The organism is Thermostichus sp. OS-CIW-33 (assembly GCF_054059615.1).
Genome location: NZ_JBSSCH010000017.1, coordinates 21747 through 46335 on the forward strand (window position 1 = coordinate 21747; position 24589 = coordinate 46335).

The 24589-nt window shown below is 56.5% G+C and carries 22 protein-coding genes and 1 pseudogene; 16 read left to right on the forward strand and 7 right to left on the reverse strand.

What is annotated here, in order from left to right:
- Positions 1-266: 266 nt before the first annotated feature.
- Together ACVWZG_RS11265 and ACVWZG_RS11270 are read left to right on the forward strand one after the other, a co-directional pair.
- Positions 267-713 (forward strand): Fur family transcriptional regulator, encoded by a 447-nt coding sequence (locus tag ACVWZG_RS11265; protein WP_011433855.1) that lies wholly within the window; start codon positions 267-269, stop codon positions 711-713.
- A gap of 201 nt (positions 714-914) precedes the next feature.
- On the forward strand, positions 915-3296 hold the full coding sequence (locus ACVWZG_RS11270; protein ID WP_457407091.1) for a M48 family metalloprotease: 2382 nt from the start codon (positions 915-917) through the stop codon (positions 3294-3296).
- A 50-nt stretch (positions 3297-3346) separates the two neighbouring features.
- Here the strand turns inward: ACVWZG_RS11270 and ACVWZG_RS11275 are convergent, their stop codons facing one another.
- Entirely contained in the window at positions 3347-3790 is a 444-nt protein-coding gene (locus ACVWZG_RS11275; RefSeq protein ID WP_011433853.1) for a phosphomannose isomerase type II C-terminal cupin domain, read from the reverse strand.
- A gap of 193 nt (positions 3791-3983) precedes the next feature.
- Here ACVWZG_RS11275 and ACVWZG_RS11280 point away from each other — a divergent pair, with 193 nt between their 5' ends.
- The 5 genes from ACVWZG_RS11280 (at position 3984) to ACVWZG_RS11300 (ending at position 9026) form a co-directional block, all read left to right on the forward strand.
- Complete coding sequence (locus tag ACVWZG_RS11280; RefSeq protein WP_457407089.1) at positions 3984-4367, forward strand: 2Fe-2S iron-sulfur cluster-binding protein; 384 nt, start codon at positions 3984-3986, stop codon at positions 4365-4367.
- Complete coding sequence (locus ACVWZG_RS11285) at positions 4367-5704, forward strand: O-antigen ligase family protein (protein WP_457407087.1); 1338 nt, start codon at positions 4367-4369, stop codon at positions 5702-5704. The genes ACVWZG_RS11280 and ACVWZG_RS11285 overlap by 1 nt, the downstream gene beginning before the upstream one ends.
- Positions 5705-5826: 122 nt before the next feature.
- Positions 5827-6972, forward strand: a complete 1146-nt coding sequence (locus tag ACVWZG_RS11290) for a quinone-dependent dihydroorotate dehydrogenase (RefSeq protein WP_457407086.1) — start codon at positions 5827-5829, stop codon at positions 6970-6972.
- Positions 6973-7003: 31 nt separating this feature from the next.
- Positions 7004-7891 carry a photosystem I biogenesis protein BtpA gene (btpA, locus tag ACVWZG_RS11295; protein WP_457407084.1) on the forward strand — a complete coding sequence of 296 codons (888 nt, stop codon included), beginning with the start codon at positions 7004-7006 and terminating at the stop codon, positions 7889-7891.
- 76 nt (positions 7892-7967) lie between these two features.
- Entirely contained in the window at positions 7968-9026 is a 1059-nt protein-coding gene (locus ACVWZG_RS11300; RefSeq protein ID WP_457415382.1) for a diguanylate cyclase, read from the forward strand.
- On the opposite strand, the gene ACVWZG_RS11305 is transcribed toward ACVWZG_RS11300, so the two are convergent.
- On the reverse strand, positions 9002-9853 hold the full coding sequence (locus ACVWZG_RS11305) for a vitamin K epoxide reductase family protein (RefSeq protein WP_457407080.1): 852 nt from the start codon (positions 9851-9853) through the stop codon (positions 9002-9004). The genes ACVWZG_RS11300 and ACVWZG_RS11305 overlap by 25 nt on opposite strands.
- A 36-nt stretch (positions 9854-9889) precedes the next feature.
- The gene (gene mutL / locus ACVWZG_RS11310; protein ID WP_457407079.1) at positions 9890-11626 is read right to left on the reverse strand and encodes a DNA mismatch repair endonuclease MutL; all 1737 of its coding nucleotides are present in this window, start codon (positions 11624-11626) and stop codon (positions 9890-9892) included.
- A 326-nt stretch (positions 11627-11952) separates the two neighbouring features.
- Here mutL and ACVWZG_RS11315 point away from each other — a divergent pair, with 326 nt between their 5' ends.
- The gene (locus ACVWZG_RS11315) at positions 11953-12615 is read left to right on the forward strand and encodes a DUF3386 domain-containing protein (RefSeq protein ID WP_011431401.1); all 663 of its coding nucleotides are present in this window, start codon (positions 11953-11955) and stop codon (positions 12613-12615) included.
- Between the two features lie 114 nt (positions 12616-12729).
- Here ACVWZG_RS11315 and ACVWZG_RS11320 read toward each other — a convergent pair.
- A protein-coding gene (locus ACVWZG_RS11320; RefSeq protein ID WP_414381552.1) for an IS630 family transposase occupies positions 12730-13661 on the reverse strand; the annotation gives its coding sequence in 2 pieces (ribosomal slippage) (positions 12730-13325 and positions 13325-13661; 933 coding nt in all).
- Positions 13662-13736: 75 nt separating this feature from the next.
- On the opposite strand from ACVWZG_RS11320, the pseudogene ACVWZG_RS11325 reads away from it, so the two are divergent.
- Both ACVWZG_RS11325 and ACVWZG_RS11330 read left to right on the forward strand, forming a co-directional pair.
- A pseudogene (locus ACVWZG_RS11325) lies at positions 13737-14513 on the forward strand (SAM-dependent methyltransferase).
- Entirely contained in the window at positions 14513-14845 is a 333-nt protein-coding gene (locus ACVWZG_RS11330) for a cupin domain-containing protein (protein WP_011433845.1), read from the forward strand. The pseudogene ACVWZG_RS11325 and the gene ACVWZG_RS11330 overlap by 1 nt, the downstream one beginning before the upstream one ends.
- On the opposite strand, the gene ACVWZG_RS11335 is transcribed toward ACVWZG_RS11330, so the two are convergent.
- Positions 14842-15729 carry a TVP38/TMEM64 family protein gene (locus ACVWZG_RS11335; protein ID WP_228375352.1) on the reverse strand — a complete coding sequence of 296 codons (888 nt, stop codon included), beginning with the start codon at positions 15727-15729 and terminating at the stop codon, positions 14842-14844. The two genes, ACVWZG_RS11330 and ACVWZG_RS11335, sit on opposite strands and share 4 nt — an antisense overlap.
- Positions 15730-15862: 133 nt before the next feature.
- Between ACVWZG_RS11335 and ACVWZG_RS11340 the strand changes: the two genes are divergently transcribed.
- A complete protein-coding gene (locus ACVWZG_RS11340; RefSeq protein WP_011431398.1) occupies positions 15863-16537 on the forward strand; it encodes a Fe2+-dependent dioxygenase in 675 nt (224 codons plus the stop codon).
- Here ACVWZG_RS11340 and ACVWZG_RS11345 read toward each other — a convergent pair.
- Together ACVWZG_RS11345 and ACVWZG_RS11350 are read right to left on the reverse strand one after the other, a co-directional pair.
- Positions 16534-17907, reverse strand: coding sequence for a di-heme oxidoreductase family protein (locus tag ACVWZG_RS11345; protein ID WP_011433844.1), 1374 nt, complete (start codon positions 17905-17907; stop codon positions 16534-16536). The two genes, ACVWZG_RS11340 and ACVWZG_RS11345, sit on opposite strands and share 4 nt — an antisense overlap.
- Before the next feature lie 45 nt (positions 17908-17952).
- Positions 17953-19185, reverse strand: coding sequence for an imelysin family protein (locus ACVWZG_RS11350; RefSeq protein ID WP_011433843.1), 1233 nt, complete (start codon positions 19183-19185; stop codon positions 17953-17955).
- Between the two features lie 390 nt (positions 19186-19575).
- Here ACVWZG_RS11350 and ACVWZG_RS11355 point away from each other — a divergent pair, with 390 nt between their 5' ends.
- From ACVWZG_RS11355 to ACVWZG_RS11375, 5 genes are all read left to right on the forward strand, one after another.
- On the forward strand, positions 19576-20610 hold the full coding sequence (locus tag ACVWZG_RS11355) for a chlorophyll a/b binding light-harvesting protein (protein ID WP_457407078.1): 1035 nt from the start codon (positions 19576-19578) through the stop codon (positions 20608-20610).
- Between the two features lie 73 nt (positions 20611-20683).
- Positions 20684-21193 (forward strand): flavodoxin FldA, encoded by a 510-nt coding sequence (gene fldA, locus ACVWZG_RS11360; protein ID WP_414407903.1) that lies wholly within the window; start codon positions 20684-20686, stop codon positions 21191-21193.
- A gap of 47 nt (positions 21194-21240) precedes the next feature.
- Positions 21241-22821 (forward strand): chlorophyll a/b binding light-harvesting protein, encoded by a 1581-nt coding sequence (locus ACVWZG_RS11365; RefSeq protein ID WP_414374509.1) that lies wholly within the window; start codon positions 21241-21243, stop codon positions 22819-22821.
- 237 nt (positions 22822-23058) lie between these two features.
- A complete protein-coding gene (locus tag ACVWZG_RS11370) occupies positions 23059-23802 on the forward strand; it encodes an alpha/beta fold hydrolase (protein WP_457407076.1) in 744 nt (247 codons plus the stop codon).
- 215 nt (positions 23803-24017) lie between these two features.
- A complete protein-coding gene (locus ACVWZG_RS11375) occupies positions 24018-24422 on the forward strand; it encodes a universal stress protein (protein WP_457407075.1) in 405 nt (134 codons plus the stop codon).
- Positions 24423-24589: the final 167 nt, after the last annotated feature.

A 24589-nucleotide genomic window follows, 5' to 3' on the forward strand; every position in this document is an offset into this window, starting at 1 on the left:
ACACCAGAAACAGTCCGCCACATGGCTCTGCTCTGTAGGCTAGCTCATCCCGGATGGATGAGGGATTGGGTTTCCCGCACCCTTCCCGAGGCTCTCCCGGCAGCCCATGCGCCTCAGTTGCGTCCCTGTTCTATTGGGCCTGAACTGAGCCTGAACGATGTCTTCAGCAACCAAGTCGGGTGGTGTCGTCATAAATGAAGTTATTATCAATTACAGAACTTATTGACTGTTACGGCGACGTTGCCCAACAGCGGAGGGGCGGCATCATGGTCTACACCGAAGAGGCGTTCAAGGCAGAGCTCAATGCCAAAGGCTGGCGAGCCACTCGGCAGCGGGAGATCATCCTGCAAACGTTTCAAAACTTGCCTGAGGGCACGCATCTGAGCGCGGAGGAGTTGCACAAAAAGTTGCGGGAAGAAGGCCACAACATTAGCCTTTCCACCATTTACCGCACCGTCAAGCTGATGTCCCGCATGGGCATTTTGCGAGAACTGGAACTGACCGAAGGGCACAAACATTACGAGATCAACCAGCCGGCCCCCCACCACCACCACCATCTGGTGTGCGTCAAGACCAACAAGGTGATCGAGTTCAAAAACAACGCCATTCTTAACATCACCCAGAAGGTGGCAGAAAAGTACGGTTTCAAAGTGTTGGATTGCCAGCTCACCATTATTGGTATCAGCCCAGAAGGGCAGCGCTCGATTTTGTAGCCAAAAATTCCCAAAGCTCAGGTTCTCATGCTTTCCCAGCAGGGGAACCGTACTGGGCTGGGGAAGGATGGGGATCCCGTCAACGGGAGGAAATGCCAGAATAGCTCCCGTGAGGCCAATCGGCAGTCGGCAACCGAGGCAACAGTTGAATGGTTGATGAATAGTTGATCTTCTTCACCCCACTAGATCCGGGAGAGGGCCATGAACGAACAGGAAGTGGTGCAGTGGCTGGAGCAGGCGCTGGCCAATCCCCGCCTTAGGTTACAGGCCAAAGCCCAACCGCTCCAGGAGAGTCCCAAGGCTTATGCCCTCGTCATTATGATCAACCGCCCTGCCGGCCTTGCTCTCAACTATGAGGAGTTGACGGCCTGGTTCCAGAAGGCGATTCCCACTCGCTACCCCCAAGTCAAACGGTTGGCCCTCTACAGCCGCCCCATGGGCCAGCAGGCTGCCGACTGGAAAACTCAGGTGAGGCTGGATCCGGAGCCGGCGACAGACAAGGTGGATCCCGGGATGGAGTTCTCAGAGAGTCTGGATCTAAGCCGCTACTGCTTTGTCAGCGATCGCCAGTTGCTTACTGCCGACCTTCCTCAGCCGCCTGGTTTGCTCCGCCAGGCGGTTTTGGGTTTTCACAGCCTCACTTCTGGGCAAAAACAGGAGGTTCTGCCCCTCTTGCCCACCTTGTTTCGCAATCCCAGCACCGTCTCGACGGTGATGCTGTCGGTGGAGGCAGCCCTGTGGCTGGAGCCTCTGAAAAGCCTGAATCCCCACGAGCTGCGTCTACTGAGCGTTTGGCTGAGCCGCTATTGCTTCAACCCCAGCCGCACCCTAGCGGAATTGGATCCCGCCACCTCAGGTCTCAAAATTGGGCAAACCAAGCGCAGCTACCGCGCCCCTCAGGTGGGGGTTTCGCTGATTTTGGCCAGCTTTGCCGGCAACCTGACAATGGCCGCAGGCGTGACTCTGAGCCTGTTGTTTGGCATGGTGTTTGTGCTTTTCCTGACCGTCTTGGGCAGCTTAGAGGGGGGATTCTCTCTGGGCTCTTTCATCTTCGCCATTCTGCTCACCCTCGCCTTCAATGCCCTGATCTTCTTTTTGTCTCCTTGGCTGATGGACTGGATCCAGCACAGCCTCTATGGCACCGAGTGGGTAAGCTTGGCGGAAATTGGGCGTCGCAGCCCAGAGAGTGCAGAGGTGATTCAACGGGTTTGCCGCCAGTACAAGCTGAAGCAGCCGAAGCTGGGGCTGATCCGCGACCAAAACCCCACTGCTTTTACCTACGGCAGCCTGCCGGATACGGCCCGCATCGTCGTCAGCGAAGGGTTGTTCACCTACTTGGAAGATGAGGAGGTGGCTACAGTTTACGCCCACGAGCTGGGGCATGTGATCCACTGGGATTTCGCCGTCATGACCCTGGCTTCCACGCTGGTGCAGATTCTCTACCTTCTTTACGTCTACATGCGGGATGCGCGCGACAACGGCAAAAGGGGCAGCCTCCGCTCCCTGGCCTTGGTCGCCTACTTTTTCTATGTGGCCGGCTCCTACTTGTTGCTCTATCTGTCGCGGGTGCGGGAGTACTTTGCCGACCACTTTGCTGCCGAAACCACCGGCAACCCCAATGGGCTCTCGCGGGCTTTGGTGAAAATTGCCTACGGCATTGTGCAAGAGGGAGAGCGGGAGCGGGATGAGGAAACCCGACAGCGCAGTGCTCGCCTGCTGGAAGGAACGCGGGCTTTGGGGATCTACGATGCCAAGGCGGCTGTTACGGCGGGGACGGCCTACCGGGTGGCGGCGGATCCCGGCCAGGTGGGCAGGGTATTTTTGTGGGATCTGTTTAACCCTTGGGCCTGGTGGATGGAGCTGAACTCCACCCATCCCCTCACGGGCAAACGGGTACGGGCGCTGAGCACCTATGCGGAGCAACTGGATCTGCCGGTGGAGTTCGATATGGCCAGCGTGGTTGCCCAGGGCAAGCAGCTCAACCGGCAACAGCTCTACGGGAACTTTCTGCTGGATATACTGCTGTTGAACGCCGAGTGGCTGGGGGCAATTGCGGGGGCACTGCTCGGGATCCCGGCCTTGCAGGTGGGCTTCTATGAAATGTTTGCCGGGCTGACCCTGATGGGGGTGGGCTTGGGCCTGCTGCTGAAGATGACAGTGATGTACCCCAGCTTAGAAAACCCGCCAGCGTTGACCGTGTTGAAGGCCATGAGCAATCCCTACGCCAGCCCCTTGCGCGGGTTGCCGATGCAGTTGGAAGGGCGGGTGATTGGGCGAGGGGATCCGGGCTATCGCTTTGGCTCCGATCTCAAGTTCCAGGATGAGACAGGGATGATCTTCCTGCGCTATGCTTCCCGCTTTGGGCCGCTGGGCAACTTCCTGTTTGGAGCGCGCCAGGCAGGGGGGGTAATCGGCCAAGAGGGATCCGCAGTGGGGTGGTTCCGACGGGGGGTGGCCCCTTACCTGGATCTGGCCCGCTTCCAAACCCGCCATGGCCAGCTCATCACCAGCTACCATCCCTTCTGGCAGGCTATGTGGGCTGTGCTGTTGTTAGTGGTTGCCCTGCTGGTGATGCTGTTCTAGAGGATCGCGATCCTCAGCAGCGAAGAGCTCGCCTAGGCCATTGGGATTGGCTACTTTTGCCCACCGTTAACCCGGGCGTAGTCGTCGCTGAAGCGGACGATATCATCTTCGCCCAAGTACTGGCCGTTTTGCACCTCGATAATCACCAGAGGGATGACGCCAGGGTTCTCCAGGCGATGCTTGGTGCAAGGGGGCACGTAGGTGGATTGGTTGGCCGTGATGAGCTTTTCTTCATCTCCGCAGGTGACCTTGGCGGTGCCGGCAACGACGATCCAGTGTTCGCTGCGATGGTAGTGCAACTGCAGGCTAAGGCGATGCTTGGGCAAAACCACGATCCGCTTGATTTTGTAGCCAGGGCCCTCTTCCAGCACTGTAAAGCTGCCCCAAGGCCGACTTTCAGCATTGCTCTCGATCAGCTTGTTGAGGGTTTCGGCAGAGAGGGAAGGCGAAGGTTTTTCCGGTGAGGCCAGATTGGCATTGGGGGTTTCCAGCATGAGATGCTCTCCTTGGGAGGCCTACCTGTAGCTTATCTCAACAACCAACTCGAAGTCTGTTTGTTTATCTTTAGAACCACCAACAGATCGGCTTCAGCTCCTGGGGATCCCCAGCCAATTCGGGCTTGCCAGGGCAGTGGCTAGAATCCTGTGGAATCATGAATAAAGATCTCTGCAAAAAGGCCACTTCCCCATGCGTTCTTTCTCTTCTGTCCCTTCTTACCCGGTTCACATCCATGACCGCCAACGGGACACCCACTATCTGATCCAGGTGCCGGCGGATCAATACATTTTGGCCAGCGCCGAGGCCCAAGGGATCCAACTGCCCTTTGCCTGTCGCAATGGCGCCTGTACCACCTGTGCGGTGCGGGTACGGCGGGGATCCCTGTATCAGCCGGAGGCAATGGGCATCTCGCGGGAGCTGAAGGAGCAGGGGTATGGGCTGCTGTGCGTGGGCTATGCCCGCTCGGAGCTCTGGGTAGAAACCCAGGATGAGGATGAGGTGTACGAGCTGCAATTTGGGCGTTACTTCGGCCAGGCGCGGGTAAGGCCAGGGATCCCCCTTGAGGATGAGTGATGTCTTCTTCGGCACCGGTTTTGTCTCCCGAGCTGTCGCCGGATCCCTTGCCCTCTCAGCCGAGGGGCTGGCTGCTGGCGGCAGCGGCGCTGATCCCGGTGAATCTGGCCCCCAGCTTGCTGTTGGCTTTGGTGGGAACGATTCAGGGTTATACCCGCTATGGTGGGGCGATCCTGCGGGATCCCTTGTTTGGACTGGCGGCTCTCCTGAGCCTGGCGGCAGTGGGAGTGGCTTTTTTGGGGGAAGATTGGCGGCTGAGCCTGCCAGGGATGTTCAACTACTGGCCTTTTTTATTGATGCTGCCGGCCTTTGCCGCTGTTCTGGCCGATCGCGTCAGCGGGACGGAGTCCTTTCGCGTCAGCGGGACGGAGTCCTGTCCTGTAGGCCGTCGGCGTTTGGCCCAGGTGTTGGTGCTGGGCAGCGGGCTGATGCTGCTTTTGGGTTGGGGAGAAGTGCTGTGGGGATGGCAGGGGCACTTCTTCTGGGGGCCGGTTTGGATTACGGGGGTTGCCGGGGGAGAGCGACCGGCGGCAGCTTTTACTTCCCCCAATATCCTGGCCATCTACCTGGTGATCCACCTGTGTTTGGCGGCAGGGCTGTGGCTGGATCGAGCCGATAGAGACTGGCCACAGGCAGTAGGGCTGGGAGCTGTGTTGGGGCTGGGATCCCTCTTGTTGCTGCTGACAGCCTCTCGCAACGGCTGGGGAGTGGGGGGGCTGGCGCTGATGATGGGGCTGGCCCTGCGGCGCTGTTGGTGGGGGATCGGGATCTTGGCCGGTCTGGGATTGGCCGGTTTGGCTGCTGCTTGGGATTGGCCGGGCTGGCGGGCCGTAGTGCCCCGATTGATTTGGAGCCGTCTGGCAGACACCTTCGATCCTCAAGCGCTCTACTTTAGTTCCACCGCCAACCGGCTGGATGCTTGGCAATTCGCCCTGCAGATGGTGCAAGAGCGGCCCTTGACCGGTTGGGGCTGGCAAAGCTTTGCCGCTCTTTACAATGCTCAAGATCCGCCGGAGCTGCTGGGCCATTGCCACAATTTGTACCTGCACCTGGCGGCTGAGGGTGGGATCCCGCTGTTGCTGGGCCATCTGATCCTGTGGGGCTGGATTTTGGCGCGGGGATGGCAAGCTTGGCGGCGCTCGCAAGAAAGCGTCCTGTTGGGGATGCTGCTGGCCTTGACGGCATTTTTTGCCTCAGGGCTTTTGGACGTGGTGATGTTGGATGGCCGCATTCACCTGCTGGTAACCTTACTCTTGGGGGCAGTTTGGGGAGCCAGCCTTGAGCGGCAAAGGGACTCCATCTCCGGCAAAGAGCAAGCCCAGAGAGGTTACCGTTGAGTGCTGCAATGGGATATCCCTTAGCTGGCAGTGAGCCCGGAGTCCATCAGTTGCTCACCGATTTTTGCGACGCGGAAGCAAGCTACAGCCAAGGGGCAGTTTACCTGTAGAGGGTCTTTGCGGTGAACCTGTACCGAGATGTGTTGTGGCCTCTGCTTTTTTCTGGGCTGAGAGCCGACCCGGAAGCGGTCAAGATGGCCCTGCTGCGCGCCTTGCACTGGATCGATACCACCCAGGCCACCGGGATCCTATCGGCTCTGGAGCGACTGTTTTGCTACCGGGATCCCCGGCTATCGGTGTCGCTGTGGGGCCTTACCTTTCCCAATCCCCTTGGGTTGGCTGCGGGCTTCGACAAAGATGGCCTGGCTCTGGGCGTCTGGCCCAGCCTGGGGTTTGGTTTTGTAGAGGTGGGCACCGTCACTCCTCAGCCCCAACCGGGCAACCCCAAACCTCGCCTGTTTCAACTGCCCCAAGATCGCGCTGCCCTCAATCGCATGGGCTTTAACAACCAAGGGGCGGCGGCTCTGGCCGAACGGTTGCGTCGGCTACACCAACGTCCCATCCCCATCGGAATCAACCTGGGCAAAGCCAAAATCACCCCCCTAGAAGAAGCGGCTGCCGATTACCTGGCCAGCTTCCGGCTGCTCCAGGATCTGGGGGACTACTTTGTGGTCAACGTCAGCTCCCCCAACACGCCGGGGCTGCGATCCCTGCAAGCTGCTGAGCAACTGGAGCCCATCCTATCTGCCTTACAGCAGGAAAATCAGAAGCGAAAACCCCTTCTGGTGAAGATCGCTCCCGATCTGGACTGGCCCGACATCGACAGCATCCTGGAGCTGGCCCAAGACCATCAACTGGCCGGGATTGTGGCCACCAACACCACCCTGCGCCGCGATAACCTGAAAACCCGTTTCCTGCCTGGCCGCGGGATCCCCTTCGCACCAGCGGAGTCTAGGCCAATCCTTGCAGAAGCCGGCGGGATCAGCGGTGCCCCCTTGCGGGAGCGTTCCACCCAAGTCATCCGCTACATCCACCGCTCCACCCAAGGAAAATTGCCCATCATCGGAGTGGGGGGCATCTTCACCTTGGCCGACGCCTTGGAGAAACTGGAAGCGGGAGCCAGCCTGCTGCAGGTCTACACCGGCTGGGTTTACGAAGGGCCGGGTATGGTGCCGCAATTGCTCCGAGGCCTAGCCCGCTCTTCTCCCCCCAGCCCTGATGTTACACTTCCCCCAGAGAATACCCCTGTGGGTCAGATCCAGGCGTAAGATCGTTAGGGATCCCTGAGGAAGCTTGCCGGTGAACCTGCTGCAACACCTCTTCAAAACCCCCCATCCGGTCATTGGGGTGGTTCATTTGTTGCCGCTGCCCACCTCACCCCGCTGGGGGGGGGACTTGGAATGGGTGATCGCTCAGGCAGAACAGGCAGCTACTGCCCTGGCTGCAGGAGGGGTAGACGGGATCCTTGTCGAGAACTTTTACGATGCCCCCTTTGCCAAGGATCGGGTGGACGCAGCGGTGGTCAGCGCCATGACCGTCATCGTCCAGCGGCTGAAAACCCTGGTCTCGCTGCCGGTTGGGATCAATGTCTTGCGCAACGATGGCTGCAGTGCTCTGGCAATTGCCGCCTGCGTGGGGGCGCAGTTCATCCGGGTGAATGTGCTCTGCGGGGCGATGGTGACCGACCAAGGCATTATCGAGGGGAATGCCTACCGCCTGCTGCGCTATCGCCGGGAGCTGGGGGCTAACATCAAGATTTTCGCCGATGTGCTGGTGAAACACGCCCAACCCCTAAGTCCCATCAGCCTGGATGCGGCTATTACCGACACGGTGGAACGTGGCCTGGCCGATGCCATCATCCTTTCCGGCTGGGCCACCGGCAAGCCACCCCTTCTGGAGGAGCTGGAGCTGGCCCGCAAAGTTGCTCCTCAGGTGCCGCTGCTCATCGGCTCGGGGGCTACTGCTGAAAACATCGGCAGCCTGATCCGGCGGGCAGATGGAGTAATTGTGGCCAGTTCTCTGAAGCGGTCTTCCCGTTCTGCAGGCATGCCGACAGGCTATTCGGATCCCTTTCCCATGATCGACCCGATTCGGGTGCGGCAGTTTGTGGAAGCACTGCACCTTGCGCTCCGTGAGCGGGCCTCCAACCATGCTTGTCTGGCCGCTCCCGGTTCTGGTTCCAACTAGCTGTTGGCGCTAAGATTGGGATCCGACTACAATGGGCGATTCCTCTTTAGCTATGCCATCCCTTGATCTGGAGGGCTTGGATTCTGCGTACCACCCTTCTGGTTCAGCAGAAGAAACCTTTTGGAGCTCTGTTCCGGCCCGGACTCCCCGCATTTGGGTTGTCGATGATGACCCAGTAGTCCGTCGCTATATTGTCGATGCTCTCACAGGCTCCCAGTACCACGTGGAAAGCTGGGAAAGCGGCCGAGCAGCTTGGGATCCCTTGCAAAGCTTGGAAGAGAGCGAGTGGCCCGACATGGTGATCTGCGACTGGGTCATGCCTGAGATGTCGGGGGTAGAGTTCTGTCGCCGTCTCAAGGGATCCGCAGCAGGGCAGTTCGTCTATTTCATTTTGCTCACGTCCCGTTCTGAAGTTGAGGCTCGGGTAGAGGGGCTGGATGCGGGGGCGGATGAATTCATCACCAAGCCGGTCGATCCTGAGGAGCTGCGGGCGCGGGTGCGGGCAGGGTTACGTCTCCAGCGGCTCACCCAAGCTTTGGCCCAGGCCAACCGGCAATTGCGAGCCCGCAATGAGTTGTTGGAGTCTTTGTCTTTGACGGATCCCTTGACCGGGGCGTTGAACCGGCGAGCTCTGGATCAGGCGCTGCCCCATTTGCTCAAGCAGGTGGGGCCCCGCGGGGAGGCTCGCTACCGCTATCTCTGCCTGCTGATGATGGATGTGGATCATTTCAAGCAGGTCAACGACAGCCACGGCCACTACATTGGCGACTGTGTGCTGCAGGCCATCGTCGGGCGGCTGCAAAATCAACTGCGGCCCTCCAGCCTGCTCTACCGCTATGGTGGGGAAGAATTTGTTTGCCTTACGCCCGGACTTAGCCCCTCTCGCTGTGGTCGCTACGCAGAGTCTCTGCGGCAGGCTATCGCCAAACGGCCCATTGACATCTCCCCCAAGCGCAGCTTGCCGGTTACCCTCAGCATTGGTGGGATCGTGCTCAGCGAAGACTACCGCCTGGAGCCGGAAGCTGCCTTGCAGCAGGCGGATAGCGCGCTCTACCAGGCCAAGCAGGCGGGGCGCAACCGAGTTCACATCCTCACCCCAACCCCAGAGGTTTATCTGCCCTCTTCCAGCGGATAGCCAGAGGCCACTGCCAAGGCTTCCAGAGAGCGAACGCCTGTGTAGGTGCGGCCATTGATGATCCAGGTGGGATAGCTGGTGATCCCCGCTTCTGTGCATTCTTGAGCTTGGGGAGTGCCGGGGCCGTTGGGGGAGCACTCCACGTAGGGCACTTGGTCGAAAGCTGCCCCGAACAGCTCTTTCTGATCTTGACAATGGGGGCACCAATAGGCCCCGTACATGGTGCCGCCGATCTGCCGCAGGTGGGCTGCCAACCCTACCGCCAGGGGGCTAGGCGGGGGAACTTGGTTGGCGTACACCCCAATCGTGGTCACCAACGTGAGAAAGCCTATGAGAATGTAGCCAAAGACCAGCTTGCCCCAATCCAACCAGCGGTGGCCCAGCACGGTCACCAGCCCCAGCCCCGCCACCAAGATGATCGCGGTGGTGCAATACATGCAGAATTGCCGCAGCACCGCCACCATCAGGTAAAGCATGTACATCTCAAAGGCGGTCATGGCGGAAACCAAGCCAAACAGGGCCGGCCAGCGCCACCGCTTCACCAGTGGGATCCCATCCGGCAGCACCGCCAGCGCCAAGACTCCCAGAAACCCCAGCAGGCCAACAGCCGCTGTCGGGATCCCCAAAAACTCTGCCCAACGGCTGGAGAGCACCAGGTCACACCCCCCATCCCCCGTGCAGAAGGCAGCGGGCTGCTCCGTCAGCTTGGTGTAGGTGAGATAGGCCGTCAGCAGGGATCCCAGGCTGGCCAAGATCGCCAAGATCAGACGGGAATGGCGCTGCAGCCAGGTCTCTTCTTGGGCTTTGAGTTTGAGATAGGAGGCCATGGAGTTTCAGGGGCTTCAGCAGTTGGACACCCCCGATTATAGTGGGGTGGAGCTGGGCTCGTCCGTGGGATCCGACGCAGAAGAGCGCACCTGGGCGGCAAACCTATCTCCCAGCGGATCCAGCTCCCATAGGGACCCCAGTTTGGAGTCGGAGATAGGCCGGTCACAGAGGCCCCAACGGCGGCGGAAGTAGCGGGCTAGATCTCTTTCTGCCAGGGTCAGGTAGACCGGGCGACCATGAGGGCAAGTGTGGGGATTGGCGGTGCGCTGCCAAGCTTCCAACAGCTTTTGCATCTGCTCCAAGGTCAGCGGGATCCCATTGCGCAAGGCCCCTCGACAGGCCACCGCCACCTGAGCTGCCTGCAAATCTTGACAGCGGCTGAGCTCTAGCAGGGATCCCTGCACCTCTTCTGGATCTTCCGACCCTAAAGCCAGAGGGATGCGTCGAATGAGATGGGTATTGGGGCCGAAGGGTTCTGGCTCCAGCCCCAACTGCTCCAACCGCTCCAGGGCTTGGGGCGATAGTCCTTGCAGCGTTACGGGCGTCGCCGGTGCCACCAGTTGCCAATGCTGCTGGATGTACTCATAGCGAACTCGCTCGTGGGCCAGGTGTTGCTCCACCAGCCATAACCCCTGGGGGTGCTCTGCCAAGATGTAGGTCCGATGCAGTTGGGCCAGCGCCTTGAGGGGGGGCAGGAGAGAAGTTGGGCGGTCAGAGGGAGGAAGATGGCTCTGAAAATCGGGCGAGACTCGATAGACCACCTTGGCCTCGCTGGCCCGGATCAGATGCACAGAGCGGCGGCTGGCTTGCCCGGATCCCAATTGCAGAAGGGAGTGCAGGTGTTGGCGCAACTGCTCCTGGCGGGCCGTCAGATTCTCCAGGTAGAGCTCGCTTTTGGCAGGATGACGGTTCCAATCCACCTGCTCTGGGGGCAGGCGCAGGTGAACAACCACCAGTGGATGACGGTGGCGAGGCAACGCGTGGTGAAAAACCGACTGGATCAGCCGTTGCCAGTCGGGCATCTGCACAAACCGTCCGTTTACGGCCACACGGATCCAATCGGGGTGGGGGCGATGCAGGCGATCCGGCAGGCCCAGCACCACTTCCCAATCGCTATCCCCATCCTGGATCCGCCGATAGCGCAGATCCGTGGGATCCAACTGCGGCAACACCTGCAGCAGCAGATCTTGCAGAGATTTTCCCGGCCAGAGGCTGAGCAGCAATTGCCCTTCCTGATGCACCTGCCAACTGACCCAGGGATGGGCTAGGGCCGCATTTTGCACCAGGGTCAGGAGCGGGCGAGTTTGGGGCAAGGCCCGACGGCGCAGAGGCCAGTCGGCAAACAAATCCGCAACCGTGACCACCGTTCCCAAGGCAGTGGCTGCCGGCTGCTTGTGGATCAGCTCCCCCTGTCGGTCGTAGGCGGCCAGCCAGCCGTGAGCATCAGAAACGTGGCGGGTTTGGATAGCCAGGGATCCCAAGCGGGCCAGGCTGTGCAGGGCTTCCCCACGAAACCCTAGGCTGCGACCTTCCAGTTTGCTGGTGGTATGGCGACGGGCCACCTGCTCCAGTTCCGAAGCCGGGATGCCGTGGCCGTTATCCCCCACCCGCACCTGCCAGCAAGTCGGCCAGATCTCCACTTGAATGCGGGTGGCCTGGGCATCGAGGGCATTTTCCAGCAATTCCCGCAGAGCAGCCCCCAGAGAGTCGATCACCTCTCCTGCCGCCATACGGGCAATCCGTTCTGGAGTCAGGGGTTGGATTTTGGACATGGAGTGAGTTGAGAAAGCAGACTCTCTTCCTGCCAGCTTGTCGCCAAAAGGCCAACAGCGCCGAGCTTTAGCTTAGCTCTCTCCCTCTGTTGCCAGTGGACAGCGCCTTGCCAATGGTTTTCATTAACTTCAAGGCTCCCCTCAGGCCAAGTGAAGGATTGAGGTTCCGCCTTCCTGCCCATCGGTAACCGCCAAGAACTTCGAGAAACTTCGAGAACAAGAGAGCTGAGCGGGTGGCCAGTCATAAGGAAACCTTAAAATCCCAAGGCCAGCCATCAGCCTCTACTAGGATTTAAATAGTAAAATTTCTCATTAAGGAGGAGATTATGGCAGCACAGCAAGCTCCGGCCCGAGAGCTATTCAAGGAGGCTTTTGAGAATCGCTACACCTGGGACAAAGACTTTCCTGGCTACCGAGCTGAGATAACCTACTTTCCCAAAGAAGGTGACAGCAGCCTCTCCTTCTCAGGAGTTGTGAGTATTGACCGCAACATGAAGATCGATGTTGCCGGCGTCGAGGACGAGGAGATCCGCCAGAAAATACGGGAACAGATGTGGGAAGTCATGGTGCATCGCGTTCGTCATTCCTTCGACGAGGAACACGGTGGCCACACCTTTGCCTATGGAGAGCCACAAAATTCAGACATCACTGAAGTTCTTGTTTCGGGCTTATCTTCTACCGATAGGTACTGGGTTCAGGGCAAGCACATTCAAATGGTACATCGCCATCTTGCCAATCGGACAATTACAGTCTCAGTTCAAGAGTTTTACGATACAGGTGAGGGCTACCTACCCACTCACTACACTGCTGAGTATTGTAGCCCAGGAACTGGAGAAAAAACTCAAGCAAAGATGATCTACGAAGATCGTTATCAAAAAATAGGTCGGTATTGGATTCTGGTTGAGAGAAGAATTTGGGAAGAGCAGGATGGCCAAAAAAGTTCATCCCCTCAACTTTTCCTCTTCTCTAATATTCGATTTTTCGAATAGCTGAGAAAAATAAGTTTTTCTTTGCGGCTGTGGGCATCTCTCATTATAGAAGGTGATGAGGTGCTCACAGCCAAGCTCAAAACAGATGGCCACAGGGTACAGCCTGTTAAGGACTCAAGGGGTACAATAGCAGCACTTAGCAAACCAACTTCGGAAGGAGGATGGATTGATCAGTAGTAAAGAAGTCTTCACTATCTGCTCCATGCTATATTTCCCAATTCTGCAAAGCTGCCGAATAAAATGCTTCAACACCGACCACATCATCTCAATGGGATTCAACTCCGGCGCATACACAGGCAGGTATAGGATTCGTGCTCCTGTCCCCCTAATCAATTCCTCAACTTCCCGACTCTTGTGGATATTTAAATCCTTCCTCGCATCTAGCTTCGGACATAGCTCGCTTCTCAAAAACTCCAAAAAGTCTCCTTTCTTCATCCCACCCTTGATGACACGACAGCCAACTACACCTCTCAAGGAAATAGCTCCAATAACCGTATACTTTTCACCCTTGTATCTCTGACGATAATGATAAGCCATTTGACCACGTAAACTCCGAGATACTCTCCGCTCCATTCCCTCCCAGACTCCCGTCTGGTCGATGGCAATCAAATCCTCCGCTGGAATATTCCTGACTTCTTGACTATAAGCTAGTCGTTCCCTTTGCACCTCCTCTTCTTTGACTTTTGCACTGCGGTAGGTCTTTTTTTTAGAGTCATTCCTTGCTTTTTCAAGAAATTATGTATCGTGACGATGCTTACATTGATTCCTAAGCGCTCGCGCAACAGTTCTTGATACTGCCACAGGTAGAAGTCTGGGTGTTCTGTAATAATTGCCATCACTTCCTGCCGATGTTGTTCCAAAATGCCCACTCGCTTGGTGCCTGCTTTCTTAGGGGCTAAATCTTGAGTTTGTTGGTACTGTCGCACCCAGCGGTGTACTGTTCTTTTGGTAACCATGAAGCGTTTAGCTACCTGGCGGATGGAGGTGTTACCTGCCTGATAGGCTGCTACAACTCTTTGCCGCAAATCCAAAGAATGAGTCGGCATTCCTTTCTCTCCTTCCTCTTGAATACCTGTACCCTATTTTTAAATTAAAAGGCTGTATCTTTTTTGGAGTTACCTATGTCTAAGCTGGACTCAAAAAATGCACCTGGACACCAGGTACTGGCTGCGGCAGGTAAAAAGGCACTTTGACCGGGGGGCTTTGGCGCTACCGAACGGCTCTTCAAGTTTGCCGAGTTCCGTCGAGGAGAAACTGTGCTGGAACTTGCTTCAGGCCTTGGCTACACGGCTATTCGATTGGCAAAGCGCTATGGCATACATGTTACCGGCATTGAGAAAAATCCAGATAACATTGCTCGCACTCGCGCTAATGTTTCTGCAGCAGGGCTAGCCGGCCAAGTTGAGATCCTCGAGGGCAATATCTTTCACCTAGATCAAATCGATCAGAAATTTGACTATGTCTTGGCGGAAGCTATTTTAACAATGCAGTCCGATGCAGGAAAATCTAAGATTTTGTCAGGGATTTACAATTGCCTCAAGCCAGGGGGTAAGTTCCTCAGCCATGAGCTGCGAGTTGAGGGATCCAACAGCGACGCTATCCGCAAGGAGTTATCCTCCGTAATCCATGTCAATGCCAATCCTTTATCTACTGACAGCTGGCTTGCAACTGTTCAGCAAGCAAATCTTACGGTTGTCCAGTATGCCACCGGCCCCTTAACTTTGCTCAATCCCGTTGCTATTGCTACAGAGGAAGGATTGCCGACGCTCTTAACTATGGTGTGGAATGTGCTTACACGTCCTGTAATCCGGCAGCGGATCTTATCTATGAAGCAAATCTTTAGCCGATATCGAAATAACCTAGGCTACATCATACTGATTGCCAAGAAGGAGGCTTAATGATGTCTCTTGTCTCCCCTGAGTCACCTTTTTTGCAGCTCAAAGATCACATTGCTTATTCTGTGGAAGGAGTTCTCAGCAAGATCATTTGGAAAAGTGAAGTCTGCCAACATACTCTTTTCTGTATGGCGGGAGGCACAAGTATTTCCGAGCATACCTCCACAAGGGACGCTACTCTCCACGTCATTGAAGGAACTGGAGTCTTAACCCTTGCAGGTGAGAAGATCTCTCTATCTCCGGGCATATTTGTCTTAATTTCGGCAAATGTTCCCCATGAGTTAGAAGCCACTGCTGACCTTGCTTTTGTTCTGACTTTATCAAAGGCAAGTTAAGAACGCCGCCTTTTACTCAGCCAGCCGCTTAACATCGCCAAAGCAAACATTCCCAGCAAAGCAAAGCCCAGCAGCCACCTTCCCTGCTCTAGGATCCCTGCCCCCAGAGCCACTACTGGGGGTGTAGAGACGGCAATGCCCAAAGCTAGGGCGAGAAGAAAGTTCTGCCATTTTATTTGGGTTAGGCCGGCGGCGTAGGCGACAAAGTCGAATAGGCCCGTCATTAAAAAACCAGCTGTAAGAAAAATATTGTTTTCCAGATAGTTAGCTGAAAGGGCATCGACTTTGTACATCCATTGTCGCCCAACTACTCGCTGTACTAGGTCTCTACCAAACTTTCTGGCTAGGTAGAAGTTAAGTGTACAAGAGATAAAATCAGCAATTGCAATGTAAAGGATTCCCGATCCAAATCCAAAGAGGGCTCCTGCCAAGATGGAGTAAAGGGTGCTGGGTATGGCAGGAATAATAATACTCAGGGAGCGTAATCCAATCAGGGCAAGGGGTGCCCAGGGGCCTAGTTTTGCTATAAATTCTCGAGTTGCCTCTGGATCTAAGCGACGGGCCAGCAAGATGGCAGCTAACAGGACAACAAGCAACAACAGCAGTGAGAGGATGTCTTTCCTTTTTCTGGAATTGATTTTGCTGCTAGAGGACAAATCCTCTGAGGGGGTAGGGGACGATCCTACTGACTCGCCATCTGCTGACTTGTCAAAGGTAGTGCCGGGCGGATAATAGAGTTCATCCTTCAGGATCCAACCTGTTTTCTGTTGCAGATAGGCATGTGTGCTCAAGCCCAGACGCTTTGCCTCGGTGGCAACAGCCTTGTAGTCTAAGCCCAATAGCTCGCAGAGCTCTTTTTGTCGAATACCAGAAGGTGGCTGCATAGGGCAAAAGATCTCTACTTTCTCTGCTAGATGCTTAAGGTTTCCGAGGGATGCTCGAAGTAGGCATGATTTTCATAAGGCTTGTTTTGCTAGTGTAGAAGGTGTCATGTATTTTGCTTTTTAGAGGTTGATAATGATCTTGTGTATTGGCGATGTTCTTAGTTTAGCAGAATTGCAACAGATTCTGTCCCTCATAGCCGATGCTGAATTTGTGGATGGTGCTCTGACGGCAGGCTGGAATGCCAGGCTTGTCAAAAACAATAGGCAAATGCCAAAGGGATCCCTTCAGCAACGGAAGATAGAGGAGATTATCTTGGCAGCTCTAGAGCGTAATTTGTTGTTCCAGATGGCTGCCCGGCCCAAGCTCATTCATTCCATTTTAATTAGCTGCTACGAAGCGGGAATGTCCTATGGCACTCATACCGACGATGCGCTGATGCTCGATCGGCATCAGCTGATGCGCACGGATATTTCCTTTACGCTATTTCTAAGTGCCCCTGAAGACTATGATGGCGGTGAGCTGAAGATCGAGAGTAGCGAGGGGGAGCAAGCCTACAAGCTGCCGGCGGGTGCTTTGATCCTCTATCCTGCTTCCACCTTGCACCGAGTTGAGCCTGTAACCCGTGGGATCCGCTATGCTGCCGTCAGTTGGGTTCAAAGCCTAATTAGGGATCCGCAAGAACGCGAGATCCTCTTTGATTTACAGACTGTGCGGCAGCAGATGTTTCAGGAATCGGGCAAGACACGCCACTTTGATTTGATCTCCAAAGTTTACGCGAACCTGCTGCGGAAATGGGCAGAGCTCTAGAGGGATCGAAGAAAATAGAGCAGGGCTTCTCTGTCTTCAGCAGCCATATTTTTAAAGATCTCGCGGGAGCGTTCAGCTTCTCCCCCATGCCAGAGAATGGCCTCCTCGAGGCTGCGGGCGCGGCCATCGTGCAAATAGCCGGAGGAGGGCAGAACTGTCTGCGACAAGCCGATGCCCCACAAAGGGGGGGTGCGCCATTCTCGGCCCGTGGCCTCGAAGTCAGCGCGGCCATCTGCTAGTCCTTCGCCCATGTCATGCAACAGCAAATCGGTGTAGGGGTGGATGACTTGGTTGGCCAGGGCAGGGATCTCATGAATGCCGGTTTGTAGCTCTGGTCGGTGACACTTGGCGCATTGGGCTTGGACGAAGAGCTTTTCCCCTCGCTGAACTTGGGGATCCTGCCAAAGGGCGCGGCCAGGCACGGCCAGGGTTTGCACGTAAACGGTTGTCGCTTGGAGAGTGGCCTCGTCGATATCTTGGCTGCCATCCGCGGCCGGAAAAAGAGGATTCGTGACACCCATGTCGTTGGCGTAGGCGGCCGCAGTTTGTTGCCTGAGGTTGGGGGTATTGGCTTTCCAACCAAACCGTCCCAGCACCAGACGCTGCTGCTCTTGATCCCAAACCAAGTTGGGGCGGCCAGAGATGCCATCCCCATCGGCGTCGTCAGGATCGGCTGCTGCCAGGATCCTAGAAGCGGGAACGGCCTCCAGTAGGCCCGCTCCAAACACCGGCTGGGGGATCCGCAGGGAGATGAGGACAGGATCGATGGGCGATCCCTCCAGAGTTAACAGCTTTACAACAGGAGAACGCAGCCTGTAGGGAGTTCCGTCGGCGTACTCTCTGGTCTGCTCTACCCAGTGCAACTCCACCTTGGCCTCTGGCCGATAGCCCCGAACGGCCTTTTCTTGAACCTGCGTGCCGATGCCGGCCACAGGGGGAGTGTTGCTATGAGGAGCAATGGCCTCCCATCCAAAAGGCTGGGGATCCCCGCTTCTATCCAGGGATCCAACCTGGCTGACTCTGACGACCCGCTGCCCCTTGTCAGGAAAACCTCGGCCGTTTTTAACATGACAACCGGCGCAGGAGTTGTTGTTGAACAGAGGCCCAAGGCCGGGGTTAACAGGCGCCGGAGCGGTGACGAAGCGAGCCTCAAAGGCGATGTCCCCCAGGGCATGCAACCTGGCCCAGCGGGGATCCAAGTTGGGAGCCGGCTGCTCGTAGGCTGTTGAGGTGCGGTTCCAAAGGGTTGTTTCGCCACCCGCTCGAGGGGGCAATGGCTGGGATCCCTCTGGGGCAGCGGGGAAAGCCAGAAAGCTCGCCGCCCAAAGAGAGGCCAATCCCAGCATGAAAATCTGGAGAAGACGACGCATCGGCTATCAAAATATCGGCAACTCAGCTCTTTTGGGACTTTCTTACTACTGCAGGAGCGGCACAACTTCCTGAGCAAAGCTGTCGAAAGCGTCTTCAATTTTTTCCATAGCGGCAGTAATAGATCCACGGGCATTGGCATCGCAAAGGCTTTTTTCGATAGGGGCAGGGATCCCCTGGAGAGCCGCCGCCGCTGCTTGTAACTCCGACTGAATTTGACTATCCAAATTGGGATTGATGTCCCGGACAAATTGGCTCAGGCCACGACCTTTTCTATCTCTAAATCCGCCCAAGTAAGCATACTGAACGCTGCGCACATTGGCCTGGAACTCCGGCAGCGAATGGTGGGCAAAGCGACTTTCCAGCAGAAAAGGATTTTGCTGGGCGAAGGCTTCGCCAATTTTGACCTTGCCCAGCTCGTCCAACATGCCGAGAATACCTTGGGCTATTTCTTCAGCAGCAGCTTGCAGCGTGAGATAACTCTTGCTGCCCTCGCCGGCTTTTACCCATTCTTCGCGAAAAGCAGGCAGCCCTTGCACTCCCTCTGTCCAGCTTTTGAGCAGCTTTGCCGCCGTATCCGCCAAAACTGGGCCAAGGGCAGCCAAGTACTCCCGATCCCGCTCGGTAAAGTCTTGCAAAGACTTGTTGTTATCCACGCCAAAGAGCAAGAAGGCCACGGCATGAAATCCCTTTTGCCCGCTTTCCAACTCGGCCACGGTCTCTGGAGTGAGGGGATCGCCGCTGTTGAGAACTTCCAGCACCTCCACCTCGTTCAGGGGCCATTCGTCCAAATCCGCATCCAGCCCCAAATAAGCCGCCGGCCCAAAGGCAAAAGCCTCGCTCTCCTCCCAAGTGATGCGGGCAACAGACCAAGCCTGGCGAGCCGCTTGCAAAGTCTGGGCATTGGGATCTTGCACGAAGGCCTGGATGGCCTGAGACAGGGCCTGGGTATCGGCGACCAACTGCTCATAGGCAGGGATCACCACCTGATCGGCAAAGTCGAGCAAAATCTGCCGATCCTGAAACCGCTGCTCAGGAGAGAGCACAACGGCTGGCCGGCGAGAGCCTGCCCCTTCTTCCCCACCCTCGCCGCCGCCATCCACCGGGATAGGCCGACACTCCGGGTTCATTTGAGCTGCCTGCTGAGGCGAAGCCTGGCTCAGGGCCGGTGGATCCCCGCCGCCCGCAGCCGAGGGATCCTTTTGGGTTTCCCCGCAAGCGGCCCCGCTGACCAGAACATAAAGCCCTATCCCCGTCCACAGCTTCAGATACCTCGACATCTCCTCCGACTCCTTTGCCCTCGACTTGGCCAACTTTGGCTTGATTGTAATCCAGCTATTGCGACTCAATCTTAAGAAGGGAGAGATTTTTATCACCGGCTGCCACCGGATCGCCCGGCTCGTCCCTCTGCGGGCCAGCTTCCATCTGCAGCTTCCCCAGGTGGGGCTATGGGCGGATACAAGTCCGACTCTTAACAAAACTTAACTCTAAAGACATTGATATTTGTTTGCAAGAAGCCTAGAGTAGGTCACAGCTCGCTGTTGAGATTTACTCTCAACATTTGGTTACGTGTCTCGAAAGGATGTGTCCGTGCGGCCAGAGGCGGGCCTGGGGCAAGGTCTCTGGCCTTTTCCTAGAAAAGCTTGTTTAGAAACGCAAGAGGAGCGGAGATGACAGCGACGACACTCAAGCAAGAAGGGGGATCTAGCTCGCAACAACAGATCCCGTGGTGGGCGGGCAACGCCCGTTTGACCGATCTTTCTGGCCGGCTGCTGGGGGCGCATGTGGCCCATGCCGGGCTGATCGTTCTCTGGGCAGGGGCGATGACCCTGATCGAGTTGGCCAAGTTTGACCCCAGCCGACCGATGTATGAGCAGGGGCTGATTCTCTTGCCCCACCTGGCCAGCTTGGGGCTGGGGGTGGGATCCGGCGGGGAAGTCCTGGATACGGATATCTACTTTGCGGTGGGAGCGATCCACCTCATCAGCTCTGCCTTTTTGGGGTTTGGCGGCATTTTTCATGCCCTGCGCGGGCCGGCGGTGCTGGATCCCAAAGCCTTTCCCCTGTTTAGCTACGACTGGCAAGACAAAAACAAGATGACCACCATCCTAGGGATCCACCTGGTGCTGCTGGGATTGGGAGCCTGGCTTTTGGTGCTCAAGGCAGTGGTGTTTGGCGGCTTGTTCGACCCGGTGGCAGGAGAGGTGCGCCTGGTGTCTCCCAACTGGAACCCCTTTGGCCACCTGTTGGGCATAGAAGGGCGCCACTGGATCGCCGGGGTGGACACTTTAGAAGACGTGGTGGGCGGCCACCTCTGGCTGGGCTTGCTCCTGGTGGCAGGTGGGGTTTGGCATATCGCGACCAAGCCTTTTGCCTGGGCAGAACGGATTTTTATCTGGTCTGGGGAAGCTTATCTTTCCTACAGCTTGGGAGCTTTGGCCTTGATGGGATTTATTGCCGCCTATTTCGTTGCCGTTAACCCAGTGGTCTATCCCGAAGTTTTCTATGGGCCGCTGCTTCAGGTGGGCTTGGATCGCTATCCCTTTTTTGAGCAAGGAGAGGCTCTCACGTCTAGGGTTTGGCTGGCCAATGCCCACTTTTGGCTGGCCTTTTTCTTCCTTCAGGGCCACCTTTTCCATGCCCTGAAAGCCCGAGGATTCAATTTCCGTACCGGCAGAGTAGAGCTCGCTGCACAGCAGGCCTAACGGCACGCTGAAGGCATTGACTATCTAGCCATCTGATTTTGAGCTTCGCACTTGCAGTTTCGAGGTAGGAGCAATGGCAAAAATAGGTCTATTTTTCGGCACTCAAACCGGAAATACCGAAAGAGCTGCCGAGATGATTCAAAAAGAGCTGGGCGAAGACAATGTAGATTTAATTGACATTGCCGAGGCCAACATTGAGGACTTTGAGAAGTACGACTACTTAATCATCGGCTGTCCAACTTGGAATATTGGGGAGCTTCAGGCTGATTGGGATGGTTTTTTCCCAAATTTGGATGAGATCGATTTTTCCGGTAAGACGGTAGCCTACTTTGGAGTTGGGGATCAGTTGGGCTATCCCGACAACTTTCAAGATGCCATGGGGATCCTGGCCGAAAAAATTGCCGAGCGTGGCGGCAAAAATGTCGGCTCCTGGCCTACAGAAGGCTACGAGTTCAACGAGTCTAAGGGAGTGGTTGACGGTGAGTTTGTCGGCCTTGCTCTGGACGAAGATAACCAACCAGAGCTGACGGAAAAACGAATTAAAGAGTGGACGGCTAAACTAAAAACGCTCTTCAATCTGTAATTCAAACCCGGCTTCTTAACTTGTCATTGATACTGTGGGAGTTTGTCATGACCGGCGCAGTTCTATCTTCATCGCCTACTTCTGCTGAGGGATCCCCTCAGGTCAGTTGGTTGGCAGGGAATGCTCGTTTGCTCAACCTATCCGGAAAGCTGCTGGGGGCCCACGTGGCCCATGCGGGGCTGATCATGCTGTGGGCCGGCGGCATGACCTTGTTCGAGGTGGCCCACTGGGATCCAAATCAACCTATGTACAGCCAGGGGCTGATTTTGTTGCCCCATCTGGCCAGCTTGGGCATCGGCGTCAACGCAGAAGGGGTGGTTACGGATCCCTATCCCTTTTTTGTCGTGGGCGTTCTGCACCTAATTGCCTCGGCAGTGCTGGGGGCAGGAGGGATCTTCCATGCCCTTTTGGGACCAGAGGTGCTGAGCAAGGGGAAAACCTTTGCCGAGTTTTTCGGCTACGACTGGGAAGATGACGACAAGATGACCACCATCCTCGGCATCCACCTGCTGCTGCTGGGGCTGGGTGCATGGCTGCTGGTGGCCAAGGCTCTCTTTTGGGGAGGGCTGTACGATGCCAACCTGGGCCGCGTGCGGATCGTTGCGGATCCCACCCTCAATCCGCTGCGGATCTTCGCCTACTTGACGCCGCTGATGGGTCAGCAGGGCATGGCCGCCGTGGACAACCTGGAAGACCTGGTGGGGGGACACATCTACGTGGGCCTGCTCTGCGTGCTGGGGGGATGGTGGCACATAGCCACGCGCCCCTTTGCCTGGGCCAAGCAAGTCTTGATCTACTCGGGCGAAGCCTACCTCTCCTACAGCCTGGGGGCCCTGGCTTACATGGGCATCTTGGCGGCCTATTTTGTCAGCGTCAATGAGATCGCCTACCCTGCGGCTTTTTACGGGCCGCTGGGGCTGGCCGCTGACGAAAGGGGAATTGTAAGCAGCCGTACCTGGTTGGCTACAGCCCACTTTGTCTTGGGGATCCTGTTTTTGGCGGGGCACATCTGGCATGCCATCCGGGCGCGGGCGGCGGCCAGCGGCTTTGACTTCCAGCGCGGGGGCTGGGTGCGAGCCACAGATCCCCAGGTGGGCAACTTGGACACGCCGGTAAACCAGGGCGATCTCACCCTGCTGCTGCTGCAAAACCTGCCCATCTACCGGGAGGGCTTGTCGCCTTTCCTGCGCGGTTTGGAGATCGGCATGGCTCATGGGTACTTCCTGGTGGGGCCGTTTTACAAGTTGAGTCCGCTGCGGAATTCGGAGCAAGCCCTGACGGCAGGTACGCTGGCGGCCATTGGTCTGGTGCTGATCCTAACGGTTTGTCTTTCGATCTATGGACGAGTCTCTTTTCCGCGCTCGCGGCTGGTGGCGGTGGTGAACACCCCCTATGGAGAGGTGGCCTATCCGACGCCGGGAGTGCAACTGATGGCGGAATCGCAGGGATCCCCTCAGCCGGTGCGAGTACCGGCAGGATCGGAGGACTTGCCCGAAAACTTGCGCACCCGTGCCGGCTGGAGCCAGTTGGCGGGAGGGTTTCTGGTGGGCGGCGTTGGCGGTGCCCTGTTTGCCTACATGCTCCTGAACAGTGCGGACGTGTTGGCCCAGATTTTGCCTGGGCTGTGAATGAGGTTTGAGGCTCCCTGGTTCGGGGATCTGCAGAAAGGAGAGGGGTATTGTCCCCTCTCCTCTATCCAGATCGGCTCGGATCCTTTGGGCCGCATTTTCCAATGGCAATTGCACTGTTCACAATTGCATGGTTCAACCGCACTTTGCCGGTTGGTTTCTGGCTACTGGACTTTGTAGATCTTTTGTTTGGCTAGCAGCCTTGATGGTTTTAACAGTCGAGATGGAATAGCGAATATGAGTTTAAGCTCCGCTTCTGCGCTCGCTTTTGAGGCCCTGTATCTGGGCATTTCTCCCAGTCTCAAGCTCTTTGATCAGCCTTTATTAGGATCCCTGGGGAAATGCTTTCGGATAGCCTACTGGGAGTACCACCAAACCCAGGATGAGCCTTGTAGCCTGGAGACTGTAATCACGCTGCTATACGAATATCTCAAAGCTTGGGATCGACCCGTTCATCTTATCGGCCACGGCTTGAGCGGGGTGGCCGCTTATCTTTTTGCCTGCCGTTACCCACAGCGGGTACAGTCTCTGACCTTGCTGGCCGTGGGAGGTTGGCCTGCTACCACTTGGCATGCCCATTTCTATGTGCAGCGAAAAATCTTTTGCTGGAGTCGGGAACAACTCTTGGTGCGTATAGCCCAGAGCCTTCTACCTACTTCAGAACAGTGGCGAGCACGCTCACTCTCCTATGCTCTGGCTAAAGATTTGGATACTTCTCCCATACCTCACTCCCTATTTCAGGCGATAGCGATTCCAGCCCAGAAAGTGTCGGTGCCGATGTTGGTTTGCGCCAGCAAGGATGACCCCATTGTGGATCCTGCTTCGCTCGAGAAGTGGAGAAACCACCTAAAGCCAGGGGATCAAATGTGGTTTTGCCCTGGGGGGCGACACTTTTTTCATTATTCTTTTCCAAGTTTGGTCAATCTGAAAATAATGGATTTTTGGCAGGAATTGCGTAAACTTCAGCCCAGCATGGCTTAGGGCGGCTGGACTTTCGCGGGATGATAGAATGGCTACTCATCCAAACAGCAGAGGAGCTCCGTTTGCAGCTAGGGCGAAGCAGCCCAGGTGGAGCCCCTGACAACAGGAAAACGGGCAGGGGTGGAATGAGGCCATTGAGCTCCCGGTAAAATTGATAGAATAGGGCAAGCCCCCAACTTGGATAGGGAATGGGCTTAACCGCGGAATCCGCGACTATGTTCGACAAGCTGCTCTTTCCCATCGACAACTCGCGTGAGACCAGCCACGCCTTGCCCTTGGTGGCAGACATAGCGCAGCGCTACAAAAGTCAGGTGTACTTGCTCTCTGTACTGGATGCCGCGGAGCTGGACGCGGAGAGGGCGGAACAAGCTCGGCAAAACATCCGCAACCTGCTCAAGCAAACGGAGTCTGGCCTGCATCAAATCGGCCTCAACAGCGTCAAGAGTGAGTATCGAGAGGGAAAGGTGCCTTTTGTCATCTGTGATGTGGCAGACGAGCTGGAGATTAGCCTAATTGTAATGGGATCCCGCGGCCTCACCCTCTCCGGAGAGGGGCAGAATAACTCTGTCAGCCACCGCGTGATCGATCTTGCCCCCTGCCCGGTGTTGGTCGTGCCCTGAGGAGAGGGATCCCATTGACCAAAAGGCGCGGCAAGCCCCGTCCTTCAGGGCGGGGAAGGATAGCGCCGACCGTAGCCGACGCCCTTTAAAAACGCAGTGCCGGCCATGTGAATATCGTTGTCATCACGCATAGGCCAAGAATACGATTGAGCGGTGCAACGACTTCA